At 41.8% G+C, this 25,358-nt stretch carries 23 protein-coding genes, 1 riboswitch and 1 other annotated feature; of the genes, 20 read left to right on the top strand and 3 right to left on the bottom strand.

Annotated elements, in window-relative coordinates; all coding sequences use genetic code 11:
* The first annotated feature begins 12 nt into the window (after positions 1-12).
* The 15 genes from ACSQ8P_RS19635 (at position 13) to ACSQ8P_RS19565 (ending at position 17,277) form a co-directional block, all read left to right on the top strand.
* Positions 13-471 carry a RidA family protein gene (locus ACSQ8P_RS19635; protein WP_436236721.1) on the top strand — a complete coding sequence of 153 codons (459 nt, stop codon included), beginning with the start codon at positions 13-15 and terminating at the stop codon, positions 469-471.
* Positions 472-650: 179 nt separating this feature from the next.
* Positions 651-2,282, top strand: a complete 1,632-nt coding sequence (locus tag ACSQ8P_RS19630; RefSeq protein WP_436236720.1) for a hypothetical protein — start codon at positions 651-653, stop codon at positions 2,280-2,282.
* Positions 2,283-2,341: 59 nt separating this feature from the next.
* Positions 2,342-2,419, top strand: a riboswitch (ZMP/ZTP riboswitch).
* Positions 2,420-2,475: 56 nt separating this feature from the next.
* Entirely contained in the window at positions 2,476-3,318 is an 843-nt protein-coding gene (locus ACSQ8P_RS19625; protein ID WP_436236719.1) for a bifunctional 5,10-methylenetetrahydrofolate dehydrogenase/5,10-methenyltetrahydrofolate cyclohydrolase, read from the top strand.
* Positions 3,319-3,342: 24 nt separating this feature from the next.
* The gene (locus tag ACSQ8P_RS19620) at positions 3,343-3,867 is read left to right on the top strand and encodes a DUF6886 family protein (protein WP_436236718.1); all 525 of its coding nucleotides are present in this window, start codon (positions 3,343-3,345) and stop codon (positions 3,865-3,867) included.
* A gap of 47 nt (positions 3,868-3,914) precedes the next feature.
* Entirely contained in the window at positions 3,915-4,700 is a 786-nt protein-coding gene (locus ACSQ8P_RS19615) for a PhzF family phenazine biosynthesis protein (protein WP_436236717.1), read from the top strand.
* Between the two features lie 17 nt (positions 4,701-4,717).
* On the top strand, positions 4,718-5,923 hold the full coding sequence (locus tag ACSQ8P_RS19610) for a macrolide family glycosyltransferase (protein WP_436236716.1): 1,206 nt from the start codon (positions 4,718-4,720) through the stop codon (positions 5,921-5,923).
* A gap of 309 nt (positions 5,924-6,232) precedes the next feature.
* On the top strand, positions 6,233-6,409 hold the full coding sequence (locus ACSQ8P_RS19605; protein WP_436236715.1) for a hypothetical protein: 177 nt from the start codon (positions 6,233-6,235) through the stop codon (positions 6,407-6,409).
* A gap of 65 nt (positions 6,410-6,474) precedes the next feature.
* Positions 6,475-7,521 carry a leucine-rich repeat domain-containing protein gene (locus tag ACSQ8P_RS19600; RefSeq protein ID WP_436236714.1) on the top strand — a complete coding sequence of 349 codons (1,047 nt, stop codon included), beginning with the start codon at positions 6,475-6,477 and terminating at the stop codon, positions 7,519-7,521.
* A 167-nt stretch (positions 7,522-7,688) separates the two neighbouring features.
* Positions 7,689-9,551: a hypothetical protein gene (locus ACSQ8P_RS19595; protein ID WP_436236713.1), complete on the top strand. Its 1,863-nt coding sequence runs from the start codon at positions 7,689-7,691 to the stop codon at positions 9,549-9,551.
* 115 nt (positions 9,552-9,666) lie between these two features.
* The gene (locus ACSQ8P_RS19590; RefSeq protein WP_436236712.1) at positions 9,667-10,533 is read left to right on the top strand and encodes an MBL fold metallo-hydrolase; all 867 of its coding nucleotides are present in this window, start codon (positions 9,667-9,669) and stop codon (positions 10,531-10,533) included.
* Positions 10,534-10,706: 173 nt separating this feature from the next.
* Positions 10,707-11,471 carry a sugar phosphate isomerase/epimerase family protein gene (locus ACSQ8P_RS19585; protein ID WP_436236711.1) on the top strand — a complete coding sequence of 255 codons (765 nt, stop codon included), beginning with the start codon at positions 10,707-10,709 and terminating at the stop codon, positions 11,469-11,471.
* 103 nt (positions 11,472-11,574) lie between these two features.
* Positions 11,575-12,525: a methylenetetrahydrofolate reductase gene (locus ACSQ8P_RS19580; protein ID WP_436236710.1), complete on the top strand. Its 951-nt coding sequence runs from the start codon at positions 11,575-11,577 to the stop codon at positions 12,523-12,525.
* Positions 12,526-12,604: 79 nt separating this feature from the next.
* The gene (locus ACSQ8P_RS19575; RefSeq protein ID WP_436236709.1) at positions 12,605-15,988 is read left to right on the top strand and encodes a DUF4132 domain-containing protein; all 3,384 of its coding nucleotides are present in this window, start codon (positions 12,605-12,607) and stop codon (positions 15,986-15,988) included.
* Positions 15,989-16,025: 37 nt separating this feature from the next.
* A complete protein-coding gene (locus ACSQ8P_RS19570) occupies positions 16,026-16,736 on the top strand; it encodes an aspartate/glutamate racemase family protein (RefSeq protein ID WP_436236708.1) in 711 nt (236 codons plus the stop codon).
* Positions 16,726-17,277, top strand: coding sequence for a GNAT family N-acetyltransferase (locus tag ACSQ8P_RS19565; protein WP_436236707.1), 552 nt, complete (start codon positions 16,726-16,728; stop codon positions 17,275-17,277). The genes ACSQ8P_RS19570 and ACSQ8P_RS19565 overlap by 11 nt, the downstream gene beginning before the upstream one ends.
* A gap of 18 nt (positions 17,278-17,295) precedes the next feature.
* On the opposite strand, the gene ACSQ8P_RS19560 is transcribed toward ACSQ8P_RS19565, so the two are convergent.
* Positions 17,296-18,411 carry an AbrB family transcriptional regulator gene (locus tag ACSQ8P_RS19560; protein WP_436236706.1) on the bottom strand — a complete coding sequence of 372 codons (1,116 nt, stop codon included), beginning with the start codon at positions 18,409-18,411 and terminating at the stop codon, positions 17,296-17,298.
* A 123-nt stretch (positions 18,412-18,534) separates the two neighbouring features.
* On the opposite strand from ACSQ8P_RS19560, the gene ACSQ8P_RS19555 reads away from it, so the two are divergent.
* The 4 genes from ACSQ8P_RS19555 to ACSQ8P_RS19540 all read left to right on the top strand — a co-directional run bounded on the left by ACSQ8P_RS19555 (position 18,535) and on the right by ACSQ8P_RS19540 (position 23,268).
* A complete protein-coding gene (locus ACSQ8P_RS19555) occupies positions 18,535-19,203 on the top strand; it encodes a hypothetical protein (protein WP_436236705.1) in 669 nt (222 codons plus the stop codon).
* Positions 19,204-19,357: 154 nt separating this feature from the next.
* Complete coding sequence (locus ACSQ8P_RS19550) at positions 19,358-19,693, top strand: cupin domain-containing protein (protein WP_436236704.1); 336 nt, start codon at positions 19,358-19,360, stop codon at positions 19,691-19,693.
* A gap of 254 nt (positions 19,694-19,947) precedes the next feature.
* Positions 19,948-20,168: a binding site (T-box leader), on the top strand.
* Between the two features lie 55 nt (positions 20,169-20,223).
* Positions 20,224-21,933, top strand: a complete 1,710-nt coding sequence (argS, locus tag ACSQ8P_RS19545; protein WP_436239561.1) for an arginine--tRNA ligase — start codon at positions 20,224-20,226, stop codon at positions 21,931-21,933.
* 135 nt (positions 21,934-22,068) lie between these two features.
* Positions 22,069-23,268: a CapA family protein gene (locus ACSQ8P_RS19540; protein ID WP_436236703.1), complete on the top strand. Its 1,200-nt coding sequence runs from the start codon at positions 22,069-22,071 to the stop codon at positions 23,266-23,268.
* A 53-nt stretch (positions 23,269-23,321) separates the two neighbouring features.
* Here ACSQ8P_RS19540 and ACSQ8P_RS19535 read toward each other — a convergent pair whose 3' ends face one another.
* Both ACSQ8P_RS19535 and ACSQ8P_RS19530 read right to left on the bottom strand, forming a co-directional pair.
* On the bottom strand, positions 23,322-23,660 hold the full coding sequence (locus tag ACSQ8P_RS19535; RefSeq protein ID WP_436236702.1) for a hypothetical protein: 339 nt from the start codon (positions 23,658-23,660) through the stop codon (positions 23,322-23,324).
* A 74-nt stretch (positions 23,661-23,734) separates the two neighbouring features.
* Positions 23,735-23,908 (bottom strand): hypothetical protein, encoded by a 174-nt coding sequence (locus ACSQ8P_RS19530; RefSeq protein ID WP_157257061.1) that lies wholly within the window; start codon positions 23,906-23,908, stop codon positions 23,735-23,737.
* A gap of 397 nt (positions 23,909-24,305) precedes the next feature.
* Between ACSQ8P_RS19530 and ACSQ8P_RS19525 the strand changes: the two genes are divergently transcribed.
* Positions 24,306-25,355: a multicopper oxidase domain-containing protein gene (locus tag ACSQ8P_RS19525; RefSeq protein ID WP_436236701.1), complete on the top strand. Its 1,050-nt coding sequence runs from the start codon at positions 24,306-24,308 to the stop codon at positions 25,353-25,355.
* Positions 25,356-25,358: the final 3 nt, after the last annotated feature.

Genomic DNA, 25,358 nt, shown 5'->3' with positions numbered 1-25,358 from the left:
GAGGATATATCTATGACTGAACAAACCATTGCACAAAGATTAGAGGCATTAGGGATCCTACTACCTACGGCAAGTGAACCAGCGGCGAAATATACGAATTATGTGAAAGTGAACGGACTTTTGTATGTGTCAGGCAAGGGCCCGTCCGACAGTCCAAAAGGGAAATTGGGAAAGGAATACACAACGCAAGAGGGTTATCACTTTGCTAGATTAACTGGTATCGAGATTCTTGCTGTTCTGCAATCTGCATTAGGTTCTCTGGAGCATGTTAAACAAGTTGTCAAACTCCAAGGGTTCGTGAATGCTGTTCCTGAATTTGAGGAGCATCATTTGGTGCTAAATGGATGTTCGGATCTGATGTTGGATGTATTCGGCGAAAAGGGGAAGCACGCTAGATCGGTCTTCGGAGCTGTTTCAGTTAGAGATAACCTGCCGATTATCGTGGATTCTATTTTTGAAGTAGCGGATTGAGATCCGAGTTGGCCAATAATGAGCGGTCCATGATGAATAAAAATGATGGCATCGCTCTATTTTTTTTAGTGAAGCATAATGGAATCAATGATATCATTGTCATGAGTATTTATTGAACAATGGAAAATTAATATGTGCATCATTATCTATTTTTAAGTGAGTTTTGGAGGGATTAAGAAGTGAAGAAAGCAAGATGGAAGCTGCTTACGTATGTGCCTTTCCTAGCAATAATAGTCATTATCGCTTTAATTCAAACGTTCATGCTGGCGAATGAAAATGTGAAGCCATTTCCAGAACCATTTGGCCGAGCAACGGAATTACCACAGTTGGCTGCCTATGGTGAACCTGTGCAAATGATTGCCAATGGTAGTTTTACATATCGAGCAGGGAAAACACTTGAATTCGTCACGATTGATGAAGAGGGACGTCATCGTACTGAGAGCCGTCCTATACCAGATGCGGGCAGTTTCCATGCCTTTAAGATGTTGGATATGGATCATATTATATGGATCGGGGACAGCAATAAACTGTATGCGAGTGAGTGGAAGAGTGATTCATGGAGTTTGAAGAACGCACTCATTGCGAACGAGATAGGTCATGTGCAAACGGTCGTGGGGCCAAATGGGGAAAACGTTCTGCTAGCGTACAATGATTCATCGCTTTATGTCAGCGAATTTCATCCGAATGCTAACCTTACCTGGACTAAACTTGATATTGTGAATGTGAAGCAAATACAAGGTGTATGGGATACGTCTGCTGGCAGCATCTCGCTTGTTTATGCGGTCAGTAAAGATGGCAACGAATCCTTTCACTACGCGAAGCTTGGGAATACAACCTGGATTCCGCTTTCGCAGATGAAGCTTAAGGACTTAGATAATGCAACGAGCAGTTTGGATGAAATGACGCTAGCCGTAGATGGTTCTTCATTTATCACCGCGTACACAACGAGTTCACGCAAATCAGGTAAAAGCTCCTTACATAAGCTCACTTTCCCCGCGAATCAACCGGATAAGATACAAGATGAGGTCTTAAACCTTCCTGTCGCGAAGGGGATCGATTCCGATACGATTTTGCATCCTATGTTTATGAAGGCGTCTTCTGGCGAAGTAACTCTGGTGGTTTCATCGGTGTATGAGAAAAATAGGCGCCAATCGAGTCAAGAGGTGTACAAGATTGGCTTTAAGGATGGAAAAGTGGTGGATTCTTCGAGGATCAGCCAATTCGGTGGTTTTGCCGTATATCCGACTTTCGCCTCGTATAACGGGAGTTCAATTGCCATATGGCTGGATGCTGTGAATGCCGAGACGTTTCGCGTTTACTACGCCACAGATCAGCTTCCTTATCAGGAGCGAATGAACAGCCTTCGTGCAGAGGACTTGCAACAAGCAGCTGGGAATTTGCCGTTGTTCTGGGGGATTGGCGTTCTCACTGCCCTGATTAGCTTAAAATGGATTCTTTTGCCTGGCCTTTATTTAATCGTTATCAGTGTATTTTGGCAATATCACTATGACGAGCATGCCATGCGGCACTTTGGGATATCTATGGCGATGTATCTGATTGTCAAAGCATTGTTTATTGGCGATTACCGTAAACAGATTGCTCTGCAAGTGATGCCGGATTTCTTACAATCGGTTTGGGCTAGCTTGTTCTTACTACTTCTGTTTGCCCTTATATCTTATTTCATAACCCGCTTATGGAGAAAGGGTTTATCCGAACGAAATGTTGGACTTGAAATGTTCTACTTCGTAGTTCTTGATGTTTTCATGACGAATATGTGGTATTCATTCTTTATGTCTCCTGCTACCTTATAATGATTTTCGTGCAAAGGAATTGAAATAAATGGTATTCATTGCTAAAATAGAAGGATGAATAAACGTTGTGTGACTGGCGGAGCATGGGGAACCATGAGGGAGCACATCGATAAAGGCCGTACGCCTGGGCAAGAGGTAAGGGGAAATCCCCTTACCTCTTTATGTTTGATCCTAACTTGAGAGGAATGATAAGATGACCGCGGAAACCGTAATCTTGGATGGTAATCGAGTGGCAACAGACATGAAAGAGGCCTTGAAACGTAGGGTTAATGAATTAGCATTAAAGGAGATCATTCCTTGTTTGGCAACGATATTAGTCGGTGGAGATCCTTCTTCAGCCACATATGTGAAAATGAAAGGGAATGCGTGCAAGCGATTGGGGATCCGTTCTATTCGTATAGAACTTCCTGAACAAACAACGACGGAAGAATTGGTTGCTGAGATTAATAAGCTGAATGCAGACCCTAGTGTACATGGGATATTGTTACAACACCCTGTGCCTCATCATATTGATGAAAGGACTGCATTTGAAGCGATTCGTATCGAGAAAGATGTGGATGGCGTAACTACGCTTGGATTTGCTCAAAATGCCTTCGGCTTAGCTGATTTCCCTTCCTGTACTCCTGCTGCGATTCTTGCTATTATGGACTATTATCAGATTTCAATAGAAGGCAAGCACGCTGTTGTCATTGGACGAAGTCCTATTCTCGGGAAGCCCGTTTCCATGATGTTACTCAATCGGAATGCGACCGTAACGATGTGCCATTCGAAGACTGCGAATTTAGAAGAGATGGTAAGGTTAGCGGATATTGTTGTAGCGGCAGTTGGTAAACCGAAATTTGTGCAGGGGGATTGGATTAAATCAGGAGCCGTCGTGTTGGATGCGGGGTATAACGAAGGCAACATAGGGGATGTTGATTATGAGGCCTGTAAGGATAAAGCATCAGCGATTACCCCTGTTCCTGCAGGTGTAGGGCCCGTCACGATAGCTACTTTGTTAAAGCACACTGTAGATGCAGCAGAAAAGTTAGCTTAGTTGAGGTCGAAAAGGGGGAGCGGGATGAAATTATTTCATGTTAGCGAAGAAAAAGATATTTCTATTTTCAATCCTAGACGACCTTCAAGGAAAGATCTGGACCCAAACAAAGGATTGGTGTGGGCGATTAATGAGAAATGTTTCCCCAATTTCCTAACGCCTCGGAATTGTCCGAGAGTTACTTTTCATGCCAATGCGGCAACCACGGAGGAAGATAAAAAGTACTATTTGTCTTCAAATTCAATGGATCACGTTGTGGCGATTGAGCATAAATGGTTTGAAATCATGAAGAATACAACGTTATATATCTATGAATTTAATATGTCAGATTTCTACCTGCATGATATTGGAGCGGGTTACTATGTGAGTGAGAAAGCACAAGTTCCCATCCATCAATTTGAAATAAACGATCTATTCGGTGAGCTTTTTAAAAGGAATATCGAAGTCAGGCTTCTTACAAATTTGTGGGATTTATCTGATAAAATTCAGCAATCGAGTTTTCAGTATTCCATGTGTCGGATGGGCTTTGCAGAACAGCGTTTAACATGAATGTAGATCAGATTTTAAAATTATAGAAGAAAATAGGAGGGATTATTTTGACTTTGATAATCTATGTAGTGGATGCATTCACGGATAAAGTATTCAATGGAAATCCTGCTGCTGTGTGTTTAACTGCAGAACCACTTGATGAAGAGTTGATGCAGCGAATTGCTTCAGAAATGAATCTTTCTGAAACAGCTTTTATGTTTCCTCAGCAAGGCGGGTATTCACTTAGATGGTTTACACCAAGTTCTGAGGTGGATTTGTGTGGACATGCGACATTGGCAAGCGCGCACATGTTGTGGGAAACAGGGATGTTATTACAGAACCAACAAGCAAGTTTCTTTACCAAAAGTGGACTATTAACAGCAATAAAGCTTGATGCTTGGATTCAACTTAATTTTCCGGCAGAACCTGTGAACGAATGTGAATATCCTTCCGAATTAATTGGTGCACTAAATATTGATCCTTTATTTGTTGGACGAAATAGATTCGATTATTTCATTGAAGTTGAATCTGAAGACATCATTAAGAGACTAAGTCCTAATTTCTCTTTATTGCAGACTATTCCAACAAGGGGAATCAATGTGACAAGCCGCTCAAAAGACTTTGACTTTGTTTCGAGATGCTTTTTCCCAGCCGTAGGCGTGAATGAAGATCCCGTAACTGGCTCATCTCATTGTGGTCTTGCACCATATTGGGGTAAGAAATTAAATAAAACGGATATGTATGCGTATCAGGCATCCGCAAGAGGCGGTATTTTAAAAATAAGTTTGCATGAAAACAGAGTTTTAATGTCAGGACAAGCAGTAACGGTTATGAAGAGTGAGTTGTTCGTTTAGCATAAGGAGAGGTAGAAATGGCGCGCGTTTTATTTATGAATGGTGGATCTGAGGGACATATTAATCCCACTATTGGAGTCGTGCAAGAGCTGATTTCCCGTGGCGAAGAGGTTGTGTACTTTTGCATAGAAGCTTTCAGGGAACGTATCGAAAAGACGGGAGCTACAGTACGAACTTTTGACGACCAACAATTTATAAAAGCCTTTATCTCAGGTGGAAGAGACCATATGCTGGAGAGAATCAATGGTCTTCTACTAACCGCAGATATCGTTATCCCAAGCGTGCTTGAACAGATTAAAGAGGAACAATTTGATTATATCATCCATGATTCCATGTTTGGTTGTGGACGTTTACTTGCTCAGCTGCTTCAACTTCCTGCAATTAATTCTTGTACGTCTTTTGCGCAGTCAAAAGAATCCATTGATCGAGAGTTGGAACAATTTTCAATTGACGTTCCTACAGAAATTGTTAAACCTATCTATGATCAATTTCAAAACCTGACGATGATGGTGAAGGAAAAATATGATGTAGAGATTCATTCTCCATACGAAGTATGGTGTAATCCAGCACCGCTTACAATCGTCTATACCACAAGGGAGTTTCAACCGAATGGAGAATCATTCGACCAGACTTATAAATTCGTAGGGCCATCGATCTCAACACGATTAAGCCTAGAAAGCAACGAGTTTACAGCAATCCAGGAAAGAAAACATATTTACATTTCATTGGGGACCGTGTTTAACCGATCCATTAATTTCTATAAACTTTGTATGGAGGCATTGGGGAGCACAGAACAAGCCATTGTAATGTCAATTGGGAATAACGTCCACCTATCTGATTTAGGCGAAATTCCACCTAACTTTACCGTGAAACCCTATGTTCCACAAACAGAATTGCTGCCCTACACGAAATTATTTATAACACATGGTGGGATGAATAGTGTTCATGAAGCACTCTATTACGGGGTTCCGCTTATTGTAATCCCACAAAGCGCAGATCAGCCGATCATTGCTGAGCAAGTCGACAGTATCGGAGCAGGCATTACATTGCAAATGCAAAGTTTAACTCCTGCTCAACTACGGGAAGCCGTAGATCAGGTGTTAAGCGACACAGCTTTCTTTACTGCTGTTGCAAAAATAAGGGAATCTTTCCAAGAATCAGGCGGGTATTGTCAAGCTGTTGATGAGATTGTGGCATTTAAAAGGCAGTATGGGATTAAGTGAACGAAGACCCTCAACGCAAAGCTGGGGGTCTCTTTTTTAACACGTGAGAATTTATATGTTTGTGGTCTTGGGGTGAGCGATGCTTACCCTATTTAAATTGGCCTGATGAAGTTTGGTGAATAGATGGATTATCTACAGTTAAATCGAGTTTTTGAGGGAATTTTGCATAAATAGCTGTATGTTTTCCAGTTGATAGAATTTAATTAGAGTGCAAGCCCTCCAAAAGCCACCAACACCGTCCTTCCTAATTATGGTAAAATATGCGGAGTGGGTTTTAATTTTTTTGATGGAAGGTGTGTACAATTGAGCATGTCTGATGAATTAAGTAAAGAAATACTGGATGAGTTGAAGAGAATAAACGAAAAACTGGATCAATTACATACGTCAAAAGGGTTGTCGACGCCGATGAAGTTTGTTGCCATATTGTTGGGGTTCGTGGTAATTGGTCCTACGATTACAATCTTAATATCTCGGTTGTTTAATTAGTGACTAGTCACAATCATTGCTTGTAAAGACGTTATAACAAACGATTTAGAATGGAGATTCACATAATGAGAATGTATACAGATCCCAAAGGAGAAGCTTACGAGCAAGTCATTGATTTAGCGATACGAAACTCGGAATGTTTTGTACTTAGCGAAAGATTATGGCATCTTGCAGATGGGGAGGAGAAGCTATACACAAGCGCATTAGAAGCGTTGGAGCCTTACTTGGAGAAGACAATTATCATCCAAGGCGAGAATATCGAAGATGTTATCCAAATTAAAAAATCTTATCGCAGTCATGCTTTTTATACCGCAGGAACTTATTATTTATATAAATGTTGTGATGAAAGTGGGAAAATTCTGAAGCAGATGGCAAATCAGTTGTCGGATTGGATATTCCCTAAACTTCCGGAAGACTTGTGTTTCTTGAAAGAAGGTGGAGGAGATTTCCTTTACTCGATCGTACATGAACATGAGTATGGGATGGATGTAACGGAAGAAGAAGCCGTGGCACTGATGGATCAAATTACTGGACTTTTTCTAAAAGTAGAGGCTCATTCAGACTTTGATCGACTATTAGATGATGCCATTAAGCATAAAACAGATTGGCTTTATATTAGTCGTCATCAATTAAAAGAGTTGCCGGAGAGAATCCGGGAGCTTACAGAGCTGCGGGAACTGGTAATTTTTGAACAAGATCTTTTCCACTTACCTGAGGGGCTGTTCGAGTTAAGTAAGCTTGATAGCTTGACAATCCAAACAGCTGATTTGGCGTATATTCCAGCATCCATAGCTAAGTTGAAGAACCTAAGAGTACTTTGCATCCAATGCGGAAGCTATGATCGACCAACTCCGGGATTTCAGATAAAGCCAAAGGAGGAGATCCATCTAAACGTGATACCAGCTGAAATTGGAGAGCTAGAGAAGCTGGAACAGTTAACGATACAATATACATCAATTCATGAGTTGCCAATCGAGCTCATGAAGCTGAAGAAGTTGCGATTACTAAATGTTAGCATGTGTATGATTGAGCGGAAGCCTGATTTTCTTAAAGATATGGAGCAATTGGGATTTATAAATATAGCGCGAGATTCGGAATGGGAACACGAGTGAATCCGAACTGTAATGAAGATTATAGATAATCGGAGAGGAGCTCGCCTTGTGGCAGCTTCTTTTTTTATTTGATCGTTCCTGATGTCGAAACAATTACTCACCAAATGAGTCAAATAATGGAAGGTTTGATCTCGCAGGATGGAATCTGTTTATCTAAGGAGGTAAAGATGGCCTTTGTTCATTTGATTGTTTTGGTGCTGTTCGTTGAAGTTTTGATAACAATTGTAGTCAGTTTTGGCATTTACTTTGGATTTGCGATCTATCCGTATACGCTGACAACGTTAACTACAACAGGTGCTGTTGTACAGTCACCAGGTTTTAACGCAACCATTCCATTGTATATGCCTTCACTTGCTGATTTGAAAGTTCCATACACGTTTCTACGGTTAGGCACACCAGTATGGGGAGGCGTAGCTTTCTTAGTAACTGCCATTTTAATGGCAGTACAAAGTTTTATACGAGGCATGTATCTAGGCGGTCTGAAAGGCTGGGTGTTGAACAAGGAAAAAGTCCCACTGTTCGCAAATGGACGCAGATATTTCGGCGATATGATCGCTTGGACGATTTTTCAAAGCGTGACTGGCGCGGTGCTTCTCTTCATCGCAGCAGCATTTTTTCCAATTGGACTCATCCTCATAATTGCTTTAATGTGTTATTCACTCACGCCATATGTGGTCGTTCTCGAAAATATCAGCTTTAGTGCTGCATTGGCAAAGGCTCCACGCATATTTCGCAGCAATTTCGGTTCCTTGCTGCCGCTTGCATTGCTCGCTATGATTTGCACGCTCGGTGTGAGTTTGTTCCGATCACTGACACCTCCGTGGGGATATGCAGTACCGTTGCTCACTTACGCATGGATTGGAACCTTGCTGATAGGTTGGCTTATGAAAATACTAGCAGTGAAGCTGACGATAAACCCTGAGCAGGCTACTGTTCAACCAATAGGCGAAGTTCGAACTCGAGGAATAGTTAACGCCTTGATTGTGCTGCTAATTCCGGTGTTACTCCTCATAGGAATATTTACCGCTTCTGGAAAGCACTTAAATATGTTCGATTTCGGTAGCAAAAAGCAGCTCGAAGGTATCTCTTACCTGACAAGTTTCTCCGACGTATACTATGCGTCCAAGACGAAGTATACAGCGTACTTGTGGCGAGAAGATGAATACAGTATTGCTATGCATCTTCCTGACCTGTCGGGTGAACGGAAGCCTGATGAACTGAGGGGCATAGCCGATATCACGTGGCAGATGGATGAGAATATTCGCACCGTACAAGGGAATTCAACCCGAATCGATGTGAAGCCAATTATGCACAAGAGCCAGTTGATGTATCGCCTGGTTAAGGAGACAGCTAAGGATGGCAATGTCTATTACTCTAGTTTGAGAGGCTCATCTTCGATTCTGGCAGGTAACGTGGAGCCGCGTGAGCCATTCTCTGTACAAATCATGGTCAGTGGAGATGGCAGTCAAATTTTTGTTATACAATACCCAACACGCTTCGATATTGCGCCTGTATTCCGTGTTTCGGATGACGGGAGATTTGTGATTACGGGAACAAGCCCACGGAATCCAATGGATTTCCACACCTATTGGTTTACTACTGAACAACATACCGATCATATATTCAGTTTACTGGCTGCGAAGAACCAACTGAATGACACCGCGATGTTTAACCGAGCCTACCTCGCGCTTGCTTCTGCCATGCAGGAAGGAGACGGGCGAACGGTTGTTAATGTGCTTTCGACAATGCGGCAGTCCGGCGTAGACGTGAAAGCACCGGATTGGGATATCCCGACGTGGACGGACAACTTGCAACGTCGATATCAAGGTGCAAGCTTGCAGAAATCTTTGGAGCTGCTGACGAAGGCAGGCATTCAAGGTGGTTATGAAGTCACAGATCTATCAGATAAAAATGAGGATAAGGTCGGTGTTTACCGTCTAGTGGTACCATTCCCAGAAGGCGTTATACCGATTACCTATAAGGAATCTAAGGTAGATGGCAAGCTGCTGTCCATACAAGTAATGGAGTAGATTATTTAAACTTTGCTTTAATTGTTCTTGCACTTATTATTGGTCGTGTGGCATTATCAACTTAAGTTTCCTTTCGTTTTCAAATAAATAGACATACCAACGGAGTGTAATCGACATGGGAAGAGAATATGTAAGACCTATTTACAATGCTGGTGAATCGCTGTTGAAGGAAATTCAACGTACGAATGTACCAGAGGATGGGGTAGCGATATGGAGTCTGGGTCAAGCAGGAGCGTTGATTAAAGGTGGCAGCACAGACGAAGTCATCTGTATTGATCCTTATTTAAGTTATTCGATTGAATTGGAGAATCCTGATACTGAATTCAAAAGGGAAATTCCGCCGCCGCTCACGCCGCAGAAGTTGAATGTAAACATCGTACTACTCACGCATTTTCATAATGATCATATGGATTTAACCACGATCAAAGGTGTTTCTGAAGCTCATCCGGAGACGAAATTCGTCGCCCCAGCTTCACATGTGAATTTGCTACAAGACATTGAACTGGATGCAAGTCTCATCATTGCTGCTAAGCAAGAACAGGTGATTTCCGGACGTGGTGTAACAATTACCCCTGTTGCGGGAGCGCACACTGCGTATGAGATGGATCAGGATGGGAATCAGTATTATTTGGGCTATTTTATCGAAATCAACGGGGTGAGAATCTTCCATACAGGAGATACTGTTGTCACACCAGAGTTGATCGAGCATGCCAAGAAATTTCAGCCTCATGTAACACTTCTGCCGATTAACGGAGGCGATTATGCACGAACTTCCAGAGGAATTGTAGGTAACATGAACTTCCGTGAAGCTGCAGATTTCGGTGTTGAGGTCGGATCGGATCTCCTAATACCGATTCATTTCGATATGTTTTCCAATAATCGTGATAACCCGGCTTACTTCGTTGATTATTTGTTCCACACGTATCCCGCGCAGAAGTTTCATATGATGTCTGCAGGCGAGCGATTTATCTATTTTAAATAAGAGAAATGGATAGCAAGACGAAGGGCTGCCTTAAGGCAGCTCTTATTTGTGATTCAAAACGATGATTAATAAGACAACCATAGGATTGGACAAATAAAAGATCCACTTAGTAACGATTTTTGATATATTTAATAAGTAGATATGAACATATAAGCCGTTAGGGAGGAATGTACATGTACACGTTTGGATGGTGCAGTGGGATTCAAGAAGCGGAGAGACTTAGGCAATTGGGCTTTGATTATATCGAATGTGCACTCGTATCATTAAATTTAGAGGATGAGGCGGATTTCACCACCAAGCTGCCTATGTATCTGAACAGTCCACTCCCGGTACATGCATTCAGTATATTTTTCCCAGGAGACTTGAAAGTGGTCGGTCCAGAAGCCGATGAGGAAAGAATTCGACGATATGTTCATAAAGCTGCAAACGCTTTAAATAAAATCGGGGCTAAAACGGCCGTTCTCGGCAGTGGAAAAGCACGTCAAATTCCGGATGGTTGGGATCGTAATCGCGGAGAGCAACAGCTTCTTCAGTTACTCGCACGAATCGGAGATGAGTTCGAAGGAACAGGTGTTACTCTAGCCATTGAGCCTTTGAATCAAAAGGAATCCAACATCGTGAACACGGTTTCAGAGGCAGTGATGTTGGCCAAGCAGATTAATCTTCCATCGGTTCGAGTATTGGCAGATTTCTATCATATGGATGAGGAGCAGGATCCGATTTCCACCCTGATTGAAAATAAGGATTGGCTTCAGCATATTCATCTTGCGGATACTGGGAGGTTGTCACCTGGCACAGGGCAATATCCTTATGATCAATTCGCTGCGGCATTGAAGGCATCCGGCTATGTGGGGATGATTTCAGCGGAGTGTACCGTTCATGACCAGGAGAAAGAACTCGCGGCAAGTTTGGCTTTTATGAGAGAGAAGTTCATGTAGAGTTCCTGTCGAATTGAAAAGGATTTAGCGAAAAGGGGTCGAAATATATAATACCGAGTAATTAACTATGAATTGAATTTTCGGGAATTAGACAGATAAGGTTGTGACGCAATTGTTAAAGGACAAAATACTTCGAAGAGAATCGGGTATCATTACTTACGGTATGACACCTCCTAAGGAAACACATTCGCTAGAGAAAATGGCTGAAATTTCACAAAAACAATGTGAGCGACTTCAGAAATTTCAAATAGATGGCTTAATTCTCTATGATGTCCAGGAGGAAAGTGATCGTATAGATCAAGATCGGCCTTTTCCATACTTGCAAACGGTTGACCCGACTACGTATAGTAAAACGTATTTAAGCAAGTTAGATATCCCGAAAATTATTTATCGGTGTGTGGGTAAATACACAGAGGAACAGTTGGCGGAATGGATACAAGCTGATCTTAAGGAAGAACGTTTTTCCGTATTTGTTGGGGCATCCTCCAGTAAACAAGAAGTTCAAATGGGTCTGCCAGAAGCTTATGCGTTAAGCGGAAAGCTGAATGAAAATCTAACATTAGGGGCCGTTGTAATCCCCGAAAGACACATGAAAAAAGATGATGAGCATCTTAGAATGATTAGCAAAATAGCGAGTGGCAGTCGGTTTTTCATTTCTCAAGCGACCTATAATGTTGAAGCGTCAAAAAATTTCTTATCGGATTATTATTACCATTGTAAAGAAAATAAGCTGGACATGGTGCCGGTACTCATGAATATTGCGCCGTGCGGATCGACGAAGACCCTGGAATTCATGAAATGGTTAGGGATCTCCATTCCGAAATGGTTGGAAAATGATTTGAAGTATTCGCATGATGTCTTGGATAAATCAGTATCCGTTTCCCAACAAATATTTGAAGAAATTTTTGAATTTGGCCTGGAAAAAGGGATTCCGATCGGATGCAGTGTCGAAAGTGTATCCACGCGAAAAGTTGAAATCGAAGCTTCGATTCAATTAGTACATGAGATTAAAGCCATGATGGAGAAGAAAATGAGATCATCGTTTGTTTTTTAAGTGTAGGCCATAAGAAGGAGCAGAACTGCGATAGCAGTTGCTCCTTGTTTTCATTTTAGCTAACTGAAGGGGAATCTCATTGACAATACAAAGCTATGTAGACGAAATGTCAGATGTTTTACAAGCGATAGGTTTTACGGAAAGCGAAATTCGAACAGGTTTAGCCTATATAGACGGCAACCTCTTGGAAGTTGAGTTGTTAGGAAGCGTATCCCCTGTAGACTTCAAATCACTGCAACGGGAACAGCGCAGAAAAACATGGGCATTGCTGGCAACACATAGGAAAAAGAAGGTAGATCCGATTAGGATCGGAAGGTATTTATCACTGTTCATACACATCGGTAAGGACAGTTTTCTAGAGACTAGCGTCGATTTCAATATGGATGATGCTGTGTGGCGAAGAGGATGTTTACGCCTTGTAACCCAATATGATGTCCCTTACATCGTAGTTTGGGAATGGATGCTATCGAAGAGTAAATTTTTCGATTATCGTGGAAACCCTGAGTCCTATGCCTTGGAATTTGTTGAATTAATGGCGCAAACGGATCCAAACCTGTTGCACAAGTTGTACTCGGATCAAAATGTTGAAGTACAACCATATATTGCAGCGTTGTTAACCAAGCATAACGGTGAAGATTATGAAGCATTAGGGTGGTTTGAAAAGCAATTTCAACAGCTTGCTTCAGCTGATCATTTAGATACAGATAATAAAAGAAAGCAGCTGAGAAATTGCGTTTATTTGGCTGTTTCAGTAATGCAGTACAGTCGTATAGCATCCGACTACTTGAAAAAGCTGATTAATGAGGATCCGAATGCTTTTGTAACGAATTGTAGAATGGCTTTTTATCATGATCGTGACAAGGAATTGCGTAAAATCCCTTACATGCTGGAAGAGTTTGGAGCTCTGCGGGAGCACTATCTCATCAACCTTGCTGGACCTGGTCTTGGAAGCCGCGACGGGTCCTATGATGATGTCTTGAGAGAAGAATACGCTGATCGACCGGAGAGCTTCACAAAGGCAATAGCCATGTCTGAAGGTTTAAAAACCCTGCATTTGTGTCGTATAGTCTGGGAGAAAGAAGAGGGGAAGCCTTACTTAGGTGATGCGCTTAGGGAATTTGCTAAATATTTGGAAAGCTTAATCCCGAATGATCCTCAATTATACGCTTACTTTCGAGGAGAAATCCCATTTACAGAGGTTGACCGGTACTTCCGGCATCTACATGAGACTTCGACAGGGTCTAACTATCGTAGACTGCTTGATTTGAAGGATTTACGCAACCTTTCCGAGATGTTCGACAGGGGTTTGTGTTTCTTGGCTTATGCCGATATGGAAACGCTTTGGATCATGGGCAGCTGGCTGTCGGATAAAGGATTTACCGTGACAGAGCTTGTTGAACGAATAACCAACGCTGGTGGTGATAGTCGTATTTTGCTCCCGATGATTGTTACGAAATCTTATGCGAAGTATCAGTCGGATGATGAGGCCTTCAACCAGACTGGATATCAGTTTTTGAAATCTTATATACAGGATCAAGGAGAAGTTATTGTAGCTCTTCTTCAAGACACAGAAGATAATAAATATACGAAGAAGTTTCTTCTCGAAGAGCTTCACCAATCTAATCACGAAACGTACATGCCTCTCATTTCTACCTATCTGAAGGATGATAATAAGGTGGTAAGGGATACAAGTATCGCATTACTAAGGGAATATCCTGCCGCATTGCCTTATGTGAAGCCCTATCTTCTCCATAAAAAGCCTGCAATAAGAGAGTCAGTGGTGCAACTCTTATGTAGCTGGAATGATGCGCCTTCCCACATGGAGCTGGAGCGCTTGCTAGACGTAGAGAAAAATGAAAAAATAAAAATGCTTATTCTAAACACTTTAAAGGAAAAACCAGAGATCACACATCAAGAACCGATTAGCAAAGACGAAATCACATCTTATTGCAGGGCCCAACTACAACATGCGAAGCTTCAACAATTAGATTGGATTCCCTTCAATGAATTACCACGTATACTACTAAAAGCGAATCAACAAATTATTGAACCTGTCATTAGCCAATATTTGTTGTATACCTATGCGATTCAGAATGAGATCGTAATGAATTGGGAAGCTCGCTCGGTGGCAGAACATCTAGAACTGGAAGACCTTTCTCAAGTTGCGTGGTTTCTCATGCAGCTCTGGCTTGAATCAGGAGCCGATGTTCAAAAGAAATGGATTATGGCTTTTGCTACGATGTTTGGCGATGAGCGAGTCATTAACCAACTTCACTCTTGCATCCTGAAGTGGCCACTAGAGTCAAGATTAGCTCTAGCAACAGATGCCGTGAAAGCATTGGTGCTTTCAAAGAAAAATTCTGGCTTGCTTATTGTTGATCAACTGGCTAGAAAGAGCAAGTTTAAGCAATTAAAGAAAACAGCTCAGGATGCTTTAGCTAAAGCTTCTAAAGAACTTGATATCGACCCAGAGGAGCTTGCCGATCGCATCATATCTAATCTCGGTTTCAATTCGACTGGTCACAGAGTTTTCCAATTCGGTGAGCGAGCGCTGAATCTGATACTTACGAAAAAGTTGGAAATCCGAATTGAGGATGCGGAAGGCAAAAGTTACAAATCCTTGCCGACTCCTGGGAAACATGAGAATGAAACGCAAATTAAATCAGCCGTTGATGAATTCAAACAGTTGAAAAAAGAGCTAAAGCTTGTTACGAATTCCATCGCAATCCGATTAGAACAAGCGATGTCTATACGGCGCTATTGGACAAAGGCAGCATGGGAAGAGCTTTTTATTCAGAATGCCATCTTACATTTCTTCGCATGCTCTTTAATCTGGGGGACGTATACGGAGGAGAAAGAGTTGCAGCAAACCTTCCTCTATTTGGATAAAGGGAGTTATACTTCAGCTGATAATAGCGTAATTGAGCTAGATGAGAATTTGTATATTCGTCTTATTCACCCTTTAGAACTGAATCTAACTTCCATTGAATTATGGAGAGAACAGTTGAAAAAGCTTGAGATTGCTCAGCCTGTCGCACAACTAGATCGAAATGTGTTTATGCCTGAGCATGGAGAATCCCTGCATGTTGAACGCTTCGGTGGCGTGCAAGTAAATGGATTCTCGTTGCTAGGGAAGTTAACGAAGGCTGGCTGGCAGCGCGGTTCCATCTTGGATGGGGGAGGTTACTTTGAGTTTTTCAAAGAGAATGAATATCTTGGGGTTGGCGTGAATTTAACCTTTAGCGGAACTTCGGTAGGGTATGAGGATGAAACAGTGACGGTATACGATCTAGTCTTTTATATAGCTGGTAAAGTGAAGAGAGGTCCTTACATCTACAGTAACATCCAAGAGGAAGATCTGATACTCCCCTCGGATATTCCTGATTACTACTACAGTGAAATTCTCTATGAAGTAGATCAGGCGTTATCAACGCGAGTTGGCTTTGTGGAAGATTGGAAGTAAAATAGGTTTGGAGTATAGAGAATGAAAGGAAATAGGTATGAAAACAATTGGATTAATAGGTGGTATGAGTTGGGAATCTTCCTTACTGTATTACCAAATCATCAATCAGCGAGTAAAGGAAAAGTTAGGTGGGCATCATTCGGCCAAAAGCCTCATGTATTCGGTGGATTTTCATGAGATCAAGACGCTTCAGCATGAAGGTAGATGGGAAGAAGCGACTAGCGTGATGATCGAGTCCGCTCAAAAACTGGAATCTGCAGGTTCGGATTGCATAGTCATTTGTACGAATACGATGCACAAGATGGCAAAAGAAGTTGAAGACGCCGTGTCAATCCCGTTACTTCATATTGCTGATGCAACAGCTACTGAGATCGTAAAAGCTGGTATTAAGAAAGTTGCTCTACTGGGCACAGCCTTTACGATGGAACAAGAATTTTACAAAGGCAGACTTGCAGAAAAATATAATCTTGAAGTCCTTGTCCCGAATACGGAGTCAAGGAAAATTGTTCATGATATTATATACGAGGAGTTATGTCTCGGAACGATAAACGAGGATTCCAAGCAATCCTATATTGAGATCATCCGAAATTTAGTTAAAGATGGAGCGGAAGCGGTTATTTTGGGTTGCACCGAAATTACGCTGTTAATATCTCAACAGGATGCGTCGGTACCTTTATTCGATACAACGAAAATTCATGCTGAATATGCGGTTGATTTTGCTCTGAGGGACGTCGCGTATGATTTATGAAATAACGACTCGGTGGGATGAAGCTCTTTGGATGAAAGCGGAGCAAGTATACAAAGAAGCTTTTCCTGAACACGGTAGAAAGAATCGTGCGCTCATTCGAAGCATGTTTGAAAGAGGCATTTGCATGCTGCACACATGGAGCATTGGTGAAGAAGTGGTTGCAATGGCACTTACAGCGTTGAATACAAAAGCACGTATGCTAATTATTGATTATATCGCGGTTCGCCAAGAGCAGCGTGGTCATGGTGTAGGTTTGACATGTATGGGTGACATTCGAAATTGGGCAGAGAACGAGGCAGACTGTCGGGGAATCGTCATTGAGGTTGAGGCTGAACCTTCCAAGGAAAATGCGGATCGGATTCGATTCTGGGAAAAAGCCGGATTTCATTTGACCGAATACGTACATACCTACATATGGGTCCCGGAGACCTATCGGGCTATGTATGTGAGCTTTGGTACGTTCGAGCAGTATGACGGGAGACAATTGTTCGAATATATTACCGAGTATCATGAGAAAGCCTATCGTGTAAAAGGGGAGTAAGAATAGCCCACTCCTTGATTAGGAGGGGCTATTTCTGATAATCTTTTTGGTTGCGCTGTATTTGAACAGCATACGTAATAGTGGTGGTACCGCAAAGAATATGAAAAAGGTACGAAATAACTGATAGCCAACAACGACGGATAAATTAGCATTAATTTCGTGAGCGATGATCCCCATCTGGTCCATTCCACCTGGTGCGAGACTGAGTAAAGCGGTTGATTTGGAGATGGCATGCAGCTGCATAAAGATAAAACTGAGTCCAAATGAACCAAGAAGAAGGAGTACACTACTGCCAATTGCAAGTGAAATGATTTGGAGCTTGTGGTTAAGTTGAGCTGGCTTTAGCATTAAACCAACATGGATACCAATCATAATTTGGGCTGCATTGATTATACTTGTTGGCAGCGCTAGTCCATGAAGTCCAATGAGTTGAATGATTGCTGTACTGAAGGCAGGACCGAGCAAGAAAGCAGTTGGAAACTTGATTTTATGACCTAGAAGTGCACAACTGATACTGACTACGGCGAAAATGAAGATATTTGGTGTTAGGGCACCCCAGCTTGCATTCGAAGTCGTTACCGTTTGAATCAGATTTTCGACTGTATGCTGATTGCCCATGATCGGACTAAACACCAGCAACGGTACACAGATAACGATCATCATGAGGCGAATGACTTGCAAGACGGTCACGATAGTAAGATTAATGCCTTCTGTCTCTTCAGCCAAAATAACCATTTGTGTAAGCCCGCCTGGTATGCTTCCTAGCAATGCTGTTTTGAAGTTAATTCGCGATAGCTTGGATATGAAGTAGGCAAGCGATACGCAGAGCAACATTAGGAGCAGTGTCATGAGTAGCATTGAAGGTAACTGAATCGCCATTTCGTGTAAAGCTGTCGCGGTCATGGAGAGACCAATCGTGTATCCGACAATGATGAGTCCTGCATTTCTAATCGGAGTAGGCCATACATATCGTTCTTTGAACACATTTGAACCAAGTAATACCGCAATCATCGGACCAAGAAGCCATGGGATGGGAATATGTAGGAGTTGGAACAAGTAACCGCCTAACAGGGCAGTAATTAGAGCTACGAACAGCTTAAGAGGAATATTTATGGAGATCTTATGTATTACCATGGATCCAATTCACCACCTTGACAGAACTGTACTAATGTTAGCACAGTTCTATTAAGGGTTCAAATACGTCAAGATTCAGTTAATTAAGCATAATACCAATTATGAAAGTCGAGGAAAGTTATCATGATCTTAAGAAGGATGTATCGTGCCGAATGGCAAACGGGGATGAAGGATCTCGGTTTAAACGCATTAGATATAGGCAACCAAGCACAGTTACTGGTAGCCCAGGGGGAGTTAATGACTGCTGCAGCCTTCGTTTGGCGAAACAATCTATTCCTCTATTATGAGTGCATGAGCCGAGAGGTTTTGCCTGATGAAGTGGCTGGAGCTGCGGTTCCTTTTTTGAAGGATTGGCCAGGACAGGAACAGCCTCGAAAGTGGATCTTAATGATTGATGTATTTCATTTTAATGAGCCTGTAAACGCAGAGCACTGGTTGAGAAAAGAGCCCGTGATCTCGCGGGTAGGGAGAGTTGCTCATTTGAAGCCTGAGATGATGAGTAGTTACATCTATTATCATTATCAGCTGCAAGAGGAGCGTGCTTTCCACGGGGAAAAGTATGAAATAATTGCGATGCATGAGAACCTTCTATTCGGTTATCAAGAATTTCCCAAAGTGATAGAAGAACCTGTTGTGACAGGGCGTTTAAGCACGAATGGGACCCCCGAGAATTGGAACGATTCGCGGATGGATCTGCATTTTCAACCATGGGAAGAGGATGGACATTTGTATTTTAAACCGATTGATCAAGTGTTTGCTTATTATATTGGTGATTTGAAAGATCGAAGTTAAAGTTAATTTATACGATAGAATTGGAGATCTTGATAAGTCAAATAGAGTTGTTTGATTAAAGTGGGCACTATGTAAGAGTTGAGGAACCAGATAAATATGCGGATGTTGTTATTCGATTTATTATGAGTGTGTCCCCAAAAAAGGAGATAGTACGTTGAATTTTAAATTAATGGATTTGCAAAATTATCTTAATGAGTTAAAAGAAGTAGAGAACAATGCTTATTATGAATTTCTAAAGGTATCGTCAATGAGTGTAGGCCTCTATAAATTGAATAAAGGTGAACTGGATAAACAAAAGCCACATACTGAAGATGAGGTTTATTTCATCATTGAAGGTGAAGCATCGTTTCAGAATGGAGATACACTTGCACAAATAAGTAAAGGGGACGTTCTATTCGTAGAGGCCCATAAAGAACATAGATTCTTTGATATTACAGAAGACTTAACTATCTTAGTATTCTTTTCACCGGCAGAACATGCCAATAAATAGTGTGCGAATGTTAAAAAAAGACACCACACGGGGTGTCTTTTTTGGGTTTGGGGTAAGCGAAGCTTACCCTTTTTTATGGGTGAGTTAGTCGAAAAATCGACTATCTCGAAAGAAGTAGTCTGATTATTTTGGCAACAAGTTAAGGATCTTCGGATATTAACGCACATGTGCAACCTTTAAGCTCAGTGAACGTCGATAAAATACAGGCTTGACATTCCCCAGAATCCCCTGTAAGATATTGAAAAATTCATATCGAAATATTAATGATTGGGACAGTAATTCCTAACAGACAGTCACAGCGAGCCGGGTCAGTGTAAGCCGGTACGGATGTTAAGAATGAAACGGACCCAGGAAATGGTTTGCCGAAATTGGAGTAGGTAAATCCGGTCTTTCGACCGTTACGAAACAGAGGGGTTAAACCAGAGGTTTAACACTTAGAGTGGTACCGCGGGAATTTTCAGCTCTCGTCTCTTTCATAGAGACGGGGGCTTTTTATATTTTCTAATAAAAGATAGGAGAGAAACGCTATGATAAATTATAAGCATGATTTGGCAGGTAAAATCGCAGCGTTACTAACTAGTTTTGACGCCAAGGATATTATGGGATGGATGGAATACCCAGCGAATCCGGATAAAGGAGATCTATCTTTACCTTGTTTCCGTCTAAGTAAAACCCTAAGTAAATCTCCACAAGTCATTGCTGAAGAGTTAAAAGCAGCGCTAGAAGATGAGCACATCGAGGATATGGAAGCCGTATCTGGGTATCTAAACATTTTTCTCAAAAAGTCTATGTTTGCAGAATCTCTAATTCGTCATATAAGTCAAGTTGGAGATCGCTATGGATCTCAGAATTTGGGGCAAGGGAAGACAGTGGTGATCGACTATTCCTCTCCGAATATCGCGAAGCCCTTTCATGTTGGCCATCTAAGATCCACTGTGATCGGGAATGCGTTATATCACATCCATGCATTTCTCGGATACAACTGTGTGGGCATTAACCATTTAGGGGACTGGGGGACACAGTTCGGGAAGCTGATTGTTGCCTACCACTTATGGGGTAGCAAGGAGGCTGTAAACCACAGAGCTATCGATGAGCTTCTCGATCTGTATGTGAAATTCCATGAGGAAGCTGAGAAAGACCCTGCTTTAGAGGATCAAGCTCGATCTTGGTTTACGAAAATGGAGCAAGGTGATCAGGAAGCACTCACGTTGTGGCAGTGGTTTATTGAGATCAGCCTCACCGAATTTCAAAAGATTTATAATCTGCTAGGTGTTAAATTCGACGCTTATCAAGGGGAAAGCTTCTACAATGACAAGATGGAGCCCGTTATTAAGGAACTGAAGGATAAGCAGCTTTTGGAAGAAGACGATGGTGCCTTATTAGTTAGGTTGGATGCCTTTGGCATGGCACCGGCATTAATGCTGAAAAAGGACGGCAGCTCGCTGTATCATACACGCGATCTTACGGCAGCTATATATAGAGCAGGTAAGTATGACTTTGAGAAATTGATCTATGTGACTGATTATGCTCAAAATCTACATTTCCAGCAATGCTTCAAGGTTGTTGAATTAATGGGCTATGCGTGGTCCTCCAAGCTTGAGCATGTCGCATTTGGCCGTGTGAGCATTGAAGGGGGGAGCTTGTCGACACGCAAAGGCAACGTGATTAGACTGGAAAACGTGCTGGAGCAAGCCATTCAGAAAATAAGGGATGTCATCGAAGCAAGAAACCCAGGCTTAGTGAATAAAGCTAAAGTTGCTGAGCAGGTTGGGATTGGGGCCGTTATATTTAACGATTTGAGTGCAAATCGAATCAAAGATATTGATTTTTCGTGGGAGGAAGCTCTAAATTTCGATGGTGAAACGGGGCCTTATGTGCAGTACACCTATGCAAGAACTTGCAGTGTGTTGAAGAAAGCGATGCTGCCTGACGGACAGGAAATGCAAATCGCTGAAATAGACGGCACTTGTTTGCAAAATAAAGAGGCCATGGCGGTTGTTAAAATGCTCTATTTATTTACAGAACGCATAGAGCAGGCTATGGTAAAGCTGGAACCTTCGATCGTATCGCGTTATCTCATTGATCTCGCTCAAGCGTTTAATCGCTTCTACCACGCATGTTATATCCTAGTGGAGGATACACAGTTACGTGAAGCGCGACTAGCTCTAGTCAAATGCGTTCAAATCACGTTGCGTAACGGCTTGAAACTTATCGGGTTACAAGCTACTCAAGAAATTTAATGGCATTAATTATTGATGTCATTAAATATGCGGAATTCAGCGAAACAATTGGTAAAAATCCTCATTCATGAGAGATTTTCTTAGGGGAATACTACTGGGCAATACAAGGTTTGACCCTTAAGGAGCTGGTTTGTCGTGTTAAAGCGAACTGCTGCGATTGTTTCGACATTATTATTGGCAAGCGGATGCCTAGGAAGCGCGGTTACGCCTAAAGATACAAGCATGGAAGGAAAACGAATCGCCCCCCTTGTCCAGGCTACTTCTCCACCGATTCAGCAATATCCTTCGAATACAATGAAACAAGCAGAATCAGGATCGAAAGTCTCTCAGGTTACACTTGCTGCAATCGGGGATATTCTCATCCATGATAAAGTTTATGTAGATGCTAAGCAGAAAGATGGGACGTATAATTTTAATCGTATTTTCGACGGGGTGACGAGTTTATTACGAGCACCAGATATCCTTGTTGCCAATCAAGAAACGATGATTGGCGGCAAGGAACTGGGACTATCCAGTTATCCTGCATTTAACAGCCCTCATGAAATTGGAGACGCCTTGAAATTAGCAGGGGTTGATGTCATTACAATAGCCAATAATCATGCACTAGACCGAGGTGAAAAGGTGATTCAAAGTGCGCTCACCTACTGGGATACCCTCGGGATTCCCTACACGGGTGCATTTAAATCCCAGAATGACCGCGACCATATAAGGACGGTCACGAGAAATGAGATTACGTTTTCTTTCTTAAGCTACACTTATGGAACGAATGGAATAACAACGCCTAAGGGAAAATCTTTTCTGGTCAACCGGATTGATGATATTCAAATTCGTCATGATGTGGAACAAGCCAAACAAATTTCAGATGTCATTGTGGTGGCACTCCATTGGGGGAACGAATATCAACGATTTCCGGATGCAAATCAAACAAGTCTTGCTCAAAAGCTAGCCAATATGGGAGTTCATATCATCATTGGGAACCATCCGCATGTTTTACAACCGCCTGCTTGGGTAGATGGGAAGGAAGGGCATCGAGCTTTTGTTATGTATTCACTGGGCAACTTTCTCTCCGCTCAAATCAATTTATATAAGCAAGTAGGTGGGATGGCAACCATTGACGTGTTGAAAACCACAAACAAGAATGCCAAGAAGATTGAGCTATTGAAGCCCAGCTTTCTTCCAACCTATACGTATAGTCAGCAAGGAAGTGACTTTCAAATTATTTCAATGGATAGGTTAACCAATGATCAAGTCATTCATGCTGGGTCACACTATGAAATGATAAAAAAACATATGCGAACGAATATGCCCGAACTGCACATCGTGTCGTCAATGTGAGAAATCAAAAACACCGCTCCTGCATAGCAGGGCGGTGTTTTGCTTACGATCGATCACGATGAGGGTTCATCCTGATTAGTCGCTTTAGCGAGATTCAGCTTCAAAGCAGCTTTCTTTGCTGCTAATTCTTTCGTGATATCTTTTTGTAGACGATCACTAGTTTTAATCTCTTCATTCAGTTTATTCACACGTGACATTTTACTGCTTAAGTCACTATGTGACTGGCTTAATTTCATATCTCGCCCAATCTGATTAATTTTGGCTTGGGCTTTTTCTTTCTTTTTCTTCTCGTTTACCTGTTTGCTTTCAAGGTCAGCAATTTCTTTTGTTAACTGAGTAACAATTGTTTTAGTGAAGCTAATGGCCATTCCTACACCCCGTATCCATTTCATGTAGCTGAGACATCATTCTACTATAAAAGGCAGCGTTAAGCGAGAAATAACCCTATCAATCATCATTCTGTACGTTACTTCCATCCTTTTGCGGTTATGGTTTGTTTTTTACGATTAAAAAGCCTCTTGAACAAGCTGACTTGCTTTTTACGTCTGAGAGTGAGTCGAACACCTTCGATAAGCAGCAAAGACCTTAATGAATCGCGGCGATTAAGTGTGTGTAATCTTTTAATAAACTGCTCGTCCATGTCGATCATCCTCCCAAATGTAAGCACAATAGTTAAGAAACTCAACAACAAACCTAACTCTATTATAAATTCAATAGTCGAAAATATTTGTCAAAACGTAGATGAGAATTAGGCTACTTTTGTCGAAAACACATGCGATTTTATGAAATTAGCAGATGTCATCTCGCTAATGGCTCAAGGGATTGTTCAATCGAATATCCATGGGGATTAAGGTTCAATTGAAATATTAGAATTTTTTCACAAATAGGTTTACTTTCGCCACCATTCAGCATATAGTTAAATCACGGTGTTTCCTCTGGTAAACTTTTTGTCCCACTGGAAACTTTATTTTCGTCCAAAATGTTTCCCTAGGTAAAAAATATTGTAAACAAGCAATTTAAAATAGGAGGTCATAGCGATGTTTCAGAAATCAGATAAAAAGCTATCGAGACGTAATCTTTTGAAGCTAGGAACGACAGGAGCGTTTGCTGTGATAGGGAGTGCATTATTGAATCCTTCCTCGTTATTCGGTAGACCACCGATCGCACAGGCACAAGATAAACATGATATTCACCATGCGATGAAAGAACAATTACATGAAGGTATGAAGCATGGCTATGTCCCGAGCAACGAAGTAACGGAAGGGTTCAAAGCAGCACAAAATGCGCTTACTGCTTTTGATTATGGCAAAGTGAGTAAGCTTCCTGACGGTAGAACGCTTAGGGAATATGAGATCGCAGCCTATGAGGCCAATGTGGAGATTGCCAAAGGAATCAAGTTTCCTGGATGGACGTTCAATGGGACGATTCCTGGTCCTACGATCCGTTGTACAGAAGGGGATGTCCTTCGCGTGAAGTTTACCAATGGAACACTGCATCCACATTCCATTCATTTTCATGGGATGCACCCAACGAATATGGATGGACTTGAATCTGTGCTTCCTGGTGATTCATTTACCTATGAATTTGAAGCCAAACCAGCTGGTATGCACGTCTATCACTGCCATGTGGCCCCTTTAGCAAGGCATATCCATAAAGGTCTTTATGGAAATTTCATCATTGACCCGAAGAAGCCAAGAGCTGCTGCCAAGGAATTCAACATGTTGATGAATGGATACGATCTGGATCTCGACGGGGAAAATGAAATTTACACAGTGAATGGTTATGCTTTTGCCTATCAGCAGGAACCGATTAAAGTGAAAGTTGGGGAGCTTGTACGTATTTACTTAAGCAATTTGACAGAATTTGATTTAATTAATTCGTTTCATCTTCATGCGAACTTTTTCAACTATTACGCAACGGGGGCGGATCCTGAAGCTCGGCCAGCGTATACCGATACCATTATGCAATGCCAGGGTGAACGTGGGATTCTAGAAATTGTGTTTCCGCTACCTGGGCGATACATGTTTCATGCGCATCAAAGTGAATTTGCTGAACTGGGTTGGATGGGATTCTTTATTGCTGAATAAGAA

Origin of the sequence: Paenibacillus sp. LjRoot153, from assembly GCF_964253085.1 — a bacterium.
GTDB lineage: Bacteria > Bacillota > Bacilli > Paenibacillales > NBRC-103111 > Paenibacillus_E.
The sequence above is the reverse complement of the archived record's forward strand: the minus strand, read 5'-3'. Positions and strand labels throughout refer to the sequence as shown.

Bases quoted from the DNA above. Each gene is read 5' to 3' on its own strand.
- ACSQ8P_RS19525 (WP_436236701.1), top strand. From the start codon at position 24,306: ATGTTTCAGAAATCAGATAAAAAGCTATCGAGACGTAATCTTTTGAAG.
- ACSQ8P_RS19565 (WP_436236707.1), top strand. From the start codon at position 16,726: ATGATTTATGAAATAACGACTCGGTGGGATGAAGCTCTTTGGATGAAA.
- ACSQ8P_RS19535 (WP_436236702.1), bottom strand. From the start codon at position 23,660: ATGAAATGGATACGGGGTGTAGGAATGGCCATTAGCTTCACTAAAACA.
- ACSQ8P_RS19590 (WP_436236712.1), top strand. From the start codon at position 9,667: ATGGGAAGAGAATATGTAAGACCTATTTACAATGCTGGTGAATCGCTG.
- ACSQ8P_RS19560 (WP_436236706.1), bottom strand. From the start codon at position 18,411: ATGGTAATACATAAGATCTCCATAAATATTCCTCTTAAGCTGTTCGTA.
- ACSQ8P_RS19625 (WP_436236719.1), top strand. From the start codon at position 2,476: ATGACCGCGGAAACCGTAATCTTGGATGGTAATCGAGTGGCAACAGAC.
- ACSQ8P_RS19610 (WP_436236716.1), top strand. From the start codon at position 4,718: ATGGCGCGCGTTTTATTTATGAATGGTGGATCTGAGGGACATATTAAT.
- ACSQ8P_RS19600 (WP_436236714.1), top strand. From the start codon at position 6,475: ATGAGAATGTATACAGATCCCAAAGGAGAAGCTTACGAGCAAGTCATT.
- ACSQ8P_RS19530 (WP_157257061.1), bottom strand. From the start codon at position 23,908: ATGGACGAGCAGTTTATTAAAAGATTACACACACTTAATCGCCGCGAT.
- ACSQ8P_RS19605 (WP_436236715.1), top strand. From the start codon at position 6,233: ATGTCTGATGAATTAAGTAAAGAAATACTGGATGAGTTGAAGAGAATA.
- ACSQ8P_RS19635 (WP_436236721.1), top strand. From the start codon at position 13: ATGACTGAACAAACCATTGCACAAAGATTAGAGGCATTAGGGATCCTA.
- ACSQ8P_RS19620 (WP_436236718.1), top strand. From the start codon at position 3,343: ATGAAATTATTTCATGTTAGCGAAGAAAAAGATATTTCTATTTTCAAT.
- ACSQ8P_RS19595 (WP_436236713.1), top strand. From the start codon at position 7,689: ATGGCCTTTGTTCATTTGATTGTTTTGGTGCTGTTCGTTGAAGTTTTG.
- ACSQ8P_RS19570 (WP_436236708.1), top strand. From the start codon at position 16,026: ATGAAAACAATTGGATTAATAGGTGGTATGAGTTGGGAATCTTCCTTA.
- ACSQ8P_RS19555 (WP_436236705.1), top strand. From the start codon at position 18,535: ATGATCTTAAGAAGGATGTATCGTGCCGAATGGCAAACGGGGATGAAG.
- ACSQ8P_RS19585 (WP_436236711.1), top strand. From the start codon at position 10,707: ATGTACACGTTTGGATGGTGCAGTGGGATTCAAGAAGCGGAGAGACTT.